We start from the raw sequence: 8,702 nt of genomic DNA, 5'->3' as shown, positions 1-8,702 counted from the left end.
CGGACATGGTCCGACTGGCGACCAGCTGAAGCACGCGCCGACTGACAGCGACGTTCTTCTGTACTTCTTCGAAGGGCTCGTGCCTCCCGGGGCCGACTGTGACTCGGCCGGCCCGCCACGTTCTTCCGAGGGTCAGCAGGAGTTGGTGAGGTAGTTCGTGGTGGGGGCGAGCAGGTGCTCGGCCCAGACGGTGTGCGTCTTCACGTACTGGTCGGGGTTGAGGATGTCCGTGATCTGCTGACCCAGGGACTCCTCCAGGTGCGCGGAGTTGACGTGCTGGAGGATGACCGTGAGCGTGTCGTCGGCCACGGAGCCGGTGCCGTTCACGGCCGGGGTGAGGATCGATTCGAGCCAGGCGGTGTGCATCTTGAGGTAACTGTCGAGCTGGAGCGCGTCCTGGACCTGCTGACCCGGGGACTCCTCCAGATGGGCCTTGTCGATGTGCTGAAGGATGGGCAGCAGGACCTGCTGGACACTGGCGCACTGCTCGCTGCCGCCGTCACCGCTGCCGCCCCCCATACCGCCGGAGCCGCTGCTCCCCCCGGTCGAACCGCCGCCGGAGCCGCCGGTCGAACCACCTGTGCTGCCCCCGGTGGAACCGCCCGTGGAGCCTCCTGTCGCCCCACCGGTGGAACCGCCCGTGGAGCCTCCTGTCGACCCACCCGTCGAACCGCCCGTGGAGCCTCCGGTGCCACCTCCGGTGGTGCCCCCACTGCCCCCGCTGTCGGCGACCACGGTGACGGAGGCCGTCATGTCCGGGTGGACCGCGCAGTAGTACTTGTAGGTACCGGCCTTGGTGAAGGTGTACGACCAGCTGTCGCCCTTGTTCAGCGTGCCGGAATCGAACTTGGCCGGCCCGCTGGTGGTGGTGACCGTGTGCGGAGCGGTGTCCTCGTTGACCCACTTCACGGTCTGGCCGACCTTCACGGTCAGGGTCGGCTGGGCGAACTTGTAGTTGGTGATCTTGATGGTGTGGTCGGCCGCCTTGGCCCGGGCGGCGGCGGGCTGCGCCTGGCCCATGGAGGTCATCGAGTGGGCGTCGGCCGCCGGTGCGGCCGCGGCGGGCGCGGCGGACCCGCTCGACGCCTGAAGCAGAGCGAGACAGGCGACGGCCGCGATGCCGGCGCCTGCGCCGGTGGCGAGCAGCACGCGGTTGCCCATCCCGGAGCGGCGACGACGCGGCGGGGGTGTGGTGGTGTCTTCGGTGTGCATGATGGGGCGTCTCCCTTGTGAGGTGAGGAGGGTGGTGCGAGGATCGCCGGTCAGCGCCCTGGGGCGGACGTGACCAGCACGCTCGTCGCGGCGAGGACGACGAGGACGAGCCCCGTCTCGGCCGCGACCGAGTAGACGAACGGCCGCACGGTGGCTCGGTCACCGCGCAGCAACACGGCGATGTCCAGCCGCGTCTTCACCCAGCCGCGGCTGCCCTGGGCGATCAGCAGCACAACGGCCAGTACGGCGAGCTTGACCAGCAGCAGCCGCCCGTAGCCGGTGTGGATCAAGGCGCCGAACGAGCCGACGATCTGCCAGGTCAGGACGGCCCCGGCGACGGCGATCGCGGCGACGGACACCCCGGCCAGCGTGGAGTAGCCGGACACGGTGGACGACAGCTCCTCCGGGCGCCGCCGGGGCAGCACGCCGAACAGCAGCAGGGTCAGACCGCCCAGCCAGAGCGAGACACCCAGCAGGTGGACCAGATCGGCCATCGCGCCCCAACCCGGGTGCGTGCCTTCCGCGTTGTGACCGGTCATGCCGGTGGTCCGCAGAAGTCCGAGGGCGACGGCGAGGGCACCGACGCGCCAGCCGGGCGACCGGGCGGTCCGCTCACCACCCTGGAGCAGCGCGGCCAGCACGATGGCGGCCAGCACCCACATCAGCACCCGGCATGCCGCGACGACTCCGACCTCGGTGCCCAGCAGATCCGTGTAGGTGGAGGACTTCAGTACGTCTCCGAGCGCGCCCATCACGCCGTACGCACCCTGCAGCCCTGGCGCGAGGAGACTTGCCGCGAGCCCGGCTGTCCAGGACAGCGTGAGGATCCGGCGGGTACGCCGGTCATGGGCGCCCTGCGGCCAGAGCAGTGCCAGGAATGCCAGCCCGCCGACATACAGGGCGAGGGCGAGATACCCGGCCCAGCGGGTCACGGTCCAGGCTGTGCGTACCGACTCGGACCCGTGCGGCGCGGCCTGGGTGCCGGCTCCGACCGCGCCGGGCGTCTTGGCCTGCGTCGCCAGCGTGAAGGACAGAGCCCCGGACGTCGGGTGGCCGTCTTCCCTGTCGCGCACTTGCCACAGCACGGTGAGACGGTCCCTGCCGGTGGTCTTCGGGACGGAGACCTCGACGACATTGCCCTTGGCGTTGCCGCGGGGCGGACGGGACAGTGCCAGCCGCCTGCCGCCCGCGGTGACGTGGACGTCCGCGAGGTCGACCTGCTCGCTGAAGGCCAACCGGACTTCGGCTGGGGTGCGCGCGATCCGTGCGCCGTTCTTCGGTGTCGAGGAGTCCAGCTCGGTGTGGGCCGACGCGGCCGGCGCGGTGAGGAGCAGGGTGGCGAGCGCGGCCAACACAGTGAGAAGCGGGGAGCGGAGGCGACGTCTCACGGGAGCACCCCCGTGAGGAGCGACGGCGAGGCCGCCACGCCGACGCACACCGACGACAGCCCGGCGTCCGAGGAGGTGAGCTGCGAAGGAGAGGCCGACGAGGACGGTGAGGCCGTGACGCCGGAGGCGCCGCCGCCGAGGAGACCGTCCAGAAAACCGGTGACCGGAGTGATCACGCCGTTCAACAGAGGCTGCGCCAGGTGTGCTTCACCGTCCTGGCAGCCGTTCGACGGAGTGGGAGTGGGAGTGGGGGAGGGGGTGGGAGTGGGCGAATCCGATGCCGAGCCGGACGGGACGGGAGCCGGCTCCAGTCCGCCGCCCGTTCCCTCGCCGCTCCTCCCGCTGGGCGGCGGCGTTGCGGCGACCACCGGAATTCCGGCGGCACCGCTTCCCGGCCAGGAATCCCCCGCAGAGCCGGATCCCGCCCCACCGGCAGAGGTTCCGGAATCGCCCTTCCCCGAATTACTGACTCCGGAACCGTCCGAAGTACCGGGCGAGGCGGACGGAGCCCCGGCCGCCGGAGGAGCGGCGGTGTTGATGGTCGTCCCCGCCGGAGTGCCGATACCCGAGGCGTAGCCGAGCACGACGATCACCGCCGCGACGAGCGTTCCGGCGACGATCTCGTCGCGATGGTCTCCTGGCCAGGACGCCCTGGCGAAGAAGGACATGGCCCCTCCTGACGCTGTGTGTGAACGGCGGTGACCAGGAGTTGACCAGAGGCGACGATTCCCGTCGGCTACGCGTCAGTTAATCACCCGTTTCGTTGCCTCACTTTCTTACCGGGGCGACCTGTGAGAACGGACCTCGCCGCCTCAATGTGCGCATTGCATTCCGTGAAGAAAGTGAATGGGGCGTGAATTCGAACACGCTGGGCATTTCATTCTTCACCGAACCGCCTCGAATGCATATGCCGCGGAATTCGAAACTCGCCCGCCGACGCGCGAAGGGGCGTGTGGAGTCACCGCCGCGCCGTCGCCGACGGGTCTGGCCGGCCAGCTGGTCCGGGAGGCGCTCACCCACGCCCGCGCCGCAGGCAAGCGCGTCGTACCTGTGTGCCGGTACGTGGCCAAGTTCCTGCAGAGACATGAGGGGTTCGCCTACCCGGAATGCGCTGCCGGAAGCGATCCGGTGCGCTGATGGACAAGTCCGGTTCGCCCCGCGCCGTTACCGTGACCGGCGGCACGGCGGCCCCCGCCTGCCGCTGGAGGCGAAGGAGTGGCATGGCCAGGCAGACGATCGCGGAGCAGTACGTCGACCTGATGGCGCGCGCCGGCGTGCGTCGTATCTACGGGGTGGTCGGGGACAGCCTGAACCCGGTCGTCGACGCGGTCAGACGGCATGACGCGGTGGACTGGGTCCAGGTCCGCCACGAGGAGGTCGCGGCGTTCGCGGCCGGCGCGGAGGCCCAGCTCACCGGCCGCCTCGCGGCCTGCGCCGGCTCCTGCGGCCCGGGAAACCTGCACTTGATCAACGGCCTGTACGACGCCCACCGCTCAATGGCGCCGGTGCTGGCGCTGGCCGCGCAGATACCCAGCGGGCAGATCGGCACCGGCTACTTCCAGGAGACCCACCCCGACCGCCTGTTCGCCGAGTGCAGCCACTACTCGGAGCTGATCTCCTCGCCGCACCAGATGCCGCGCGTGGTGCAGACGGCGATCCAGCACGCCGTCGGCCGCCGCGGTGTCTCGGTCGTGGCCCTCTCCGGTGACACCGCCGCCGAGGACACCCCGGACGCGGCCCCCGAACTCACCCTGCCTCTGGACCTGCCCGCCATCCGCCCGGGAGCCCGGGAACTCGCCCGCCTCACCGAACTCGTGGACGCCGCCGAGCGCGTGATGGTGTTCTGCGGCCGGGGCGTCGCCGGCGCCCACGCCGAGGTGATGGCCTTCGCCGAGAAGGTCAAGGCACCGGTCGGGCACGCACTGCGCGGCAAGGAGCACATCCAGTACGACAACCCGTACGACGTCGGCATGAGCGGACTGCTCGGCTACGGTGCCGCGTACGAGGCCATGCACGAGTGTGACCTGCTGCTGCTCCTCGGCACGGACTTCCCGTACACCGAGTTCCTGCCCCGCCATGTGCGCACGGTCCAGGTCGACGTCCAGCCCGAGCGGCTCGGCCGCCGCACCCAGCTCGACCTCGCTGTGTGGGGGGACGTGGGCGAGACCCTGCGGTGCCTGACGCCCGCTGTGCGGGAGAAGTCGTCGCGCCGGTTCCTCGACCGCATGCTGGAGCGGCACGCGCACGCCCTCGACGGCGCGGTGAACGCCTACACGCGCAACGTCGAGAAGCAGACCCCGATCCACCCCGAGTACGTGGCCGCGGTACTGGACGAAGAGGCCGCGGACGACGCCGTGTTCACCGTGGACACCGGCATGTGCTGTGTGTGGGCGGCGCGTTATCTGACGCCGAACGGCCGTCGGCGCATCCTCGGCTCGTTCGTGCACGGCTCGATGGCCAACGCGCTGCCGCAGGCGATCGGCGCCCAGTTCCTGGACCGCGGTCGGCAGGTCGTCTCGCTCTCCGGCGACGGCGGCTTCTCCATGCTCATGGGCGACTTCCTCACCCTCGTGCAGTACGGCCTGCCGGTGAAGGTCGTCGTCTTCAACAACTCCTCCCTCGGCATGGTCGACCTGGAGATGATGGTCGACGGCCTGCCCCCGCACGCCACGAGCTACCCGCACACCGACTACGCGGCCATCGCCACCGCGGCCGGAGCGCGGGGCATCCGGGTCGAGAAGCCCGCCGACGTGCGTGGCGCGCTGCGCGAGGTCTTTGCCCATGACGGGCCCGCGCTGGTCGACGTCGTCACGGACCCGGCCGCCCTGGCCGTCCCGCCGAAGATCACCGCCGAGCAGATCAGCGGCTTCGCGCTCTCCGCGAGCCGGACGGTGCTGAGCGGCGGCGTCGGACGCATGGTGCATCTGGCGAGGGCCAACCTGCGCAACATTCCCCGCCCCTGAGGGCTCGGCGAGGGAGGGGCCCTGTCCGGACGCTCGTAACTCTGAGTGATGACACCTCCCGGACCTCCTGCGGTTCCGCGGGCTGCGGGAGGAGGCCCGGCAGGCCGCTGTCGAGGACGCGCCTTCGCGCGCCGTGGATGTTTTCCCACCACGGACAAGCAGGTTCCCCGGGGTCCGGACCGGGAGGTCAGTGCTCCATGGATGGCGAGGACGGCGGCCGTTAAGAAGAGGACGGCGACGGTCAGGAAGCGTCTCCGCGTTGGTGGGGCACGTCGTCAGGGTGCTGTGGGGCGAAGGGCGAGGAGGGCTTGGAGTGGCCGGGAGGGCTGGGGGGTGCCGCGCCAGATCAGTGCTTTGCGGTAGGTGAGGGAGGGGCTGATCGGGACGGTGCGGATCCGGGGGTTTCCGGTGATGGCCCGGTCGGTGCTCACGGTGAGGGAGATGCCGACTCCGGCTTCCACCAGGGCGGCGTGCAGGCCCCCGTCGTTGGTTGCGTACTGGGTGGTGAAGTCGATACCGGCCGCGTCGAACGCGGACTGCAGGCGTGGCCGTAGTCCGCTGTCGGGGTCGTAACTGATCAGGGTCTTGCCGGACAACAGCTCGATGGGCATGTTCTCCCGGCCGGCCAGCGGAGAGTCCGCCGGCACGACGGCCACGATCTCGTCATCGAGCATGATCACGCTGCGCAGGTCTTCGGTCAGGGGCTGCTGGGGCAGGGCCACCACGGCGGCGTCCAGTTCGCCTTCCTCGACGCGCGAGATGAGTCCGGCGCTGCGTCCTTCGACGAGCTGCACGGCGACGCCCGGGTACTGGCGATGGAAGATGCCCAGGAGTGCGGGCAGGGAAGTGTGCTCGGCCCCGTCCACGGTGCCCAGGACGAGTGTGCCGGTGACCAGGGCGGCGCGGGAGGCGAATTCGGCGGTCACTCGGTCGGCATCGGTGAGGGTCTGGGCGGCCAGGGGGAGCAGCACCCGGCCGGCCTCGGTCAGTCGGACGGTGCGGGTGCTGCGTTCGAAGAGCGCTTCGCCGAGTTCCTTCTCCAGGGAGCGGATCTGGTGGCTGACAGCGGGCTGTGCCACCGACAGCCGCTCGGCGGCGCGAGTGAAGCTCTGCTCCTCCGCCACGGCCACGAAGACCCGCAAGGTCCTCAATTCCACGATCATCAACCTCATTTATTAATCGCATCAAAAACCGGTCTTTGACCTCTTGTTTGTTTATCGCCACTGTAGATGCATGGCAGACGTGACACAGGCGCCGAGGCGCCTCGCCGGGACGAAGACGAAGCTTGCGGACACCCTTACATGACCGCGTACTTCGCGGCCGGGTCGCTCGGTTCCGCGGCAGGGGCACTGCTCTTCGCACACGGCGGCTTGGACTGTCTCCCATGAGCTGCGCGTGCTCGACGCGCGGTGCACGGTGGGTCCAGCGGCCGTGCGCTGACGAGCATGGACCCCTTGTCCACCGGTTCTACGGTGACGGCACAAGGCGGCGAACCCCTGGTCGCCTCCCTCCGGTCGATGGCCACAAGGCAGTCGGCGGATCACCAAGGGTGGACGAACCGGCAGTGTCCGGTCGGCCATGACCTGCACAAGCCGGCCCGGCACCAGCCGTGGCCCCCACAGAAGGAAACACATCATGAGTGATGCGAAGAAGGTCCTGACCGATCTGGTGCTGTCCGCCTCGACGGAGCACGCTCCGCTCGACGCGCCCTGGGACGCGATCGACATCGCCGAATGGCTGCTGAACCTCCCGGACAAGGAGTACCAGCGCTGCGCCCCGCCGGACCACAAGGCGGCCGGTTACACCACGACCGACGACGGCCGGCCGATGTCGATCAACGTGGAGATGATCGGCACCGGGCTGGTGATCCAGCACTACGTCGCCGAGATCGCCGAGAAGCACCACTGCCACATGGTGTCCACCTCCGATGTCCTCACCCCGCACGGCTGGACGACGGTCCAGGTGATCTGGGACCTGTCGGCCAAGGACAACGGCGACGGCACCGTCACCTACACCAACCAGGTCACCAGCCACCCCACCCAGGAGTTCATGGACTTCATCGAGAAGACCGGCGGCACCTTCGAGGAGGCCGCCGCCGCCCGGCAGGCCGCCTCCGGTGACCACAACCGTCGGGAAACCCCGCTGTTCGCCGCCAGCATCGCCCGCCACGCCCAGGCACGGAGCGCACAGTGACCGCGCAGCCCGACGCGCATTCCACGCCTGCCTCGCCGCGTGAAATGGCCCGCGCCTTCACCCCGGCCCTGACCGAGCTGGTGGAGGATCCCCTGTACGGCGAGGTGTGGGCGGATCCCGCGCTCAGTCCCCGGGACCGCAGCATCGCCACCGTCGCCGCGGTCGTGGCGCTCTACCGCCCCGAGGAACTGCCCGCGCAACTGCGGCGGGCCGTGGACAACGGAGTGACCCAGACCGAACTCGCGGCGCTCATCACCCACATCGCGTTCTACGCCGGCTTCCCGGCAGCCATCAGCGCCTCGGCCATCGCGGCCCGCACGCTCCTGGACTGAGAGGGCGGTACGTAAGTGCATAGGTGATTTGCCGTCACCTGAACGTGTGGCAGTGCGGTATTCCGGCCGGTCGGCGGCCTCGGGCGTGCTGGGCTGGACACCGTGAGCGAGCGCAAGCCCTACAAGACCGACCTGTCCGACGAGCAGTGGGCGCTTCCGCTCCCGCGGCCTGCCGTTCGAGACGGCGACCACCCTCGTGGCGGCTGCGGACGTGGACGTGGGCCCGGCCGCGCTGCTGCACGAGGCATACGAACTGTTCGGTGTGACCGGTGCCACCCTGTGGCGCTTCCACACCAGGACCGCACTGCGCGAGGCCGGACTCACCGTCTCCGGCCGTAAACAGGCCACCGCCGAGAACGAGCACCTGCTCGCTGAACAGCTCACCACCCGCCAGATCGCCACCGTCCTGCGGCTCAACGGAGACGTGGTCGGCGGACGCCTGACCCGGCTGCTCGCGCGCACCGGAAAACGCTCCCGCACCGAACTCGTCACCGTCGTACTCACCGGCACCCTCGACTCCCTCTGACATGGCCGGGGGCTCGCTCCGGGCCACCCGGCCGCCCCCCCAGGCAGCCGTCCGATGAAGATCAGCGAGGACACGACGGTTCGCGTCA

The 8,702-nt window shown here is 69.9% G+C and carries 8 protein-coding genes and 1 pseudogene; 5 read left to right on the top strand and 4 right to left on the bottom strand.

Annotated elements, in window-relative coordinates; all coding sequences use genetic code 11:
• Nucleotides 1–132: 132 nt before the first annotated feature.
• From AB0M11_RS35135 to AB0M11_RS35125, 3 genes are read right to left on the bottom strand one after another with little or no spacing between them, the layout of a single operon-like run.
• Nucleotides 133–1,212: a cupredoxin family copper-binding protein gene (locus tag AB0M11_RS35135; RefSeq protein ID WP_365712206.1), complete on the bottom strand. Its 1,080-nt coding sequence runs from the start codon at nucleotides 1,210–1,212 to the stop codon at nucleotides 133–135.
• 50 nt (nucleotides 1,213–1,262) lie between these two features.
• Nucleotides 1,263–2,600, bottom strand: coding sequence for a copper resistance protein CopC (locus tag AB0M11_RS35130; protein ID WP_365712205.1), 1,338 nt, complete (start codon nucleotides 2,598–2,600; stop codon nucleotides 1,263–1,265).
• Nucleotides 2,597–2,776, bottom strand: a complete 180-nt coding sequence (locus tag AB0M11_RS35125) for a hypothetical protein (protein ID WP_365712204.1) — start codon at nucleotides 2,774–2,776, stop codon at nucleotides 2,597–2,599. The genes AB0M11_RS35130 and AB0M11_RS35125 overlap by 4 nt, the downstream gene beginning before the upstream one ends.
• Nucleotides 2,777–3,581: 805 nt before the next feature.
• Between AB0M11_RS35125 and AB0M11_RS35120 the strand changes: the two are divergent.
• Nucleotides 3,582–3,737 (top strand): annotated as a pseudogene (locus AB0M11_RS35120) (N-acetyltransferase); the annotation flags it as partial.
• Between the two features lie 83 nt (nucleotides 3,738–3,820).
• The gene (locus tag AB0M11_RS35115; RefSeq protein ID WP_365712203.1) at nucleotides 3,821–5,563 is read left to right on the top strand and encodes a pyruvate dehydrogenase; all 1,743 of its coding nucleotides are present in this window, start codon (nucleotides 3,821–3,823) and stop codon (nucleotides 5,561–5,563) included.
• 275 nt (nucleotides 5,564–5,838) lie between these two features.
• On the opposite strand, the gene AB0M11_RS35110 is transcribed toward AB0M11_RS35115, so the two are convergent.
• Entirely contained in the window at nucleotides 5,839–6,735 is an 897-nt protein-coding gene (locus tag AB0M11_RS35110; RefSeq protein ID WP_365712202.1) for a LysR family transcriptional regulator, read from the bottom strand.
• A 463-nt stretch (nucleotides 6,736–7,198) separates the two neighbouring features.
• Here AB0M11_RS35110 and AB0M11_RS35105 point away from each other — a divergent pair, with 463 nt between their 5' ends.
• From AB0M11_RS35105 to AB0M11_RS35095, 3 genes are all read left to right on the top strand, one after another.
• Nucleotides 7,199–7,756, top strand: coding sequence for a hypothetical protein (locus AB0M11_RS35105; protein ID WP_365712201.1), 558 nt, complete (start codon nucleotides 7,199–7,201; stop codon nucleotides 7,754–7,756).
• Nucleotides 7,753–8,088 carry a carboxymuconolactone decarboxylase family protein gene (locus AB0M11_RS35100; protein ID WP_365712200.1) on the top strand — a complete coding sequence of 112 codons (336 nt, stop codon included), beginning with the start codon at nucleotides 7,753–7,755 and terminating at the stop codon, nucleotides 8,086–8,088. The genes AB0M11_RS35105 and AB0M11_RS35100 overlap by 4 nt, the downstream gene beginning before the upstream one ends.
• 196 nt (nucleotides 8,089–8,284) lie before the next feature.
• The gene (locus tag AB0M11_RS35095; protein ID WP_365712199.1) at nucleotides 8,285–8,614 is read left to right on the top strand and encodes a hypothetical protein; all 330 of its coding nucleotides are present in this window, start codon (nucleotides 8,285–8,287) and stop codon (nucleotides 8,612–8,614) included.
• Nucleotides 8,615–8,702 lie beyond the last annotated feature (88 nt).

This window comes from Streptomyces sp. NPDC051987 (assembly GCF_040680735.1).
Classification (GTDB): Bacteria; Actinomycetota; Actinomycetes; order Streptomycetales; family Streptomycetaceae; genus Streptomyces.
The sequence above is the reverse complement of the archived record's forward strand: the minus strand, read 5'-3'. Positions and strand labels throughout refer to the sequence as shown.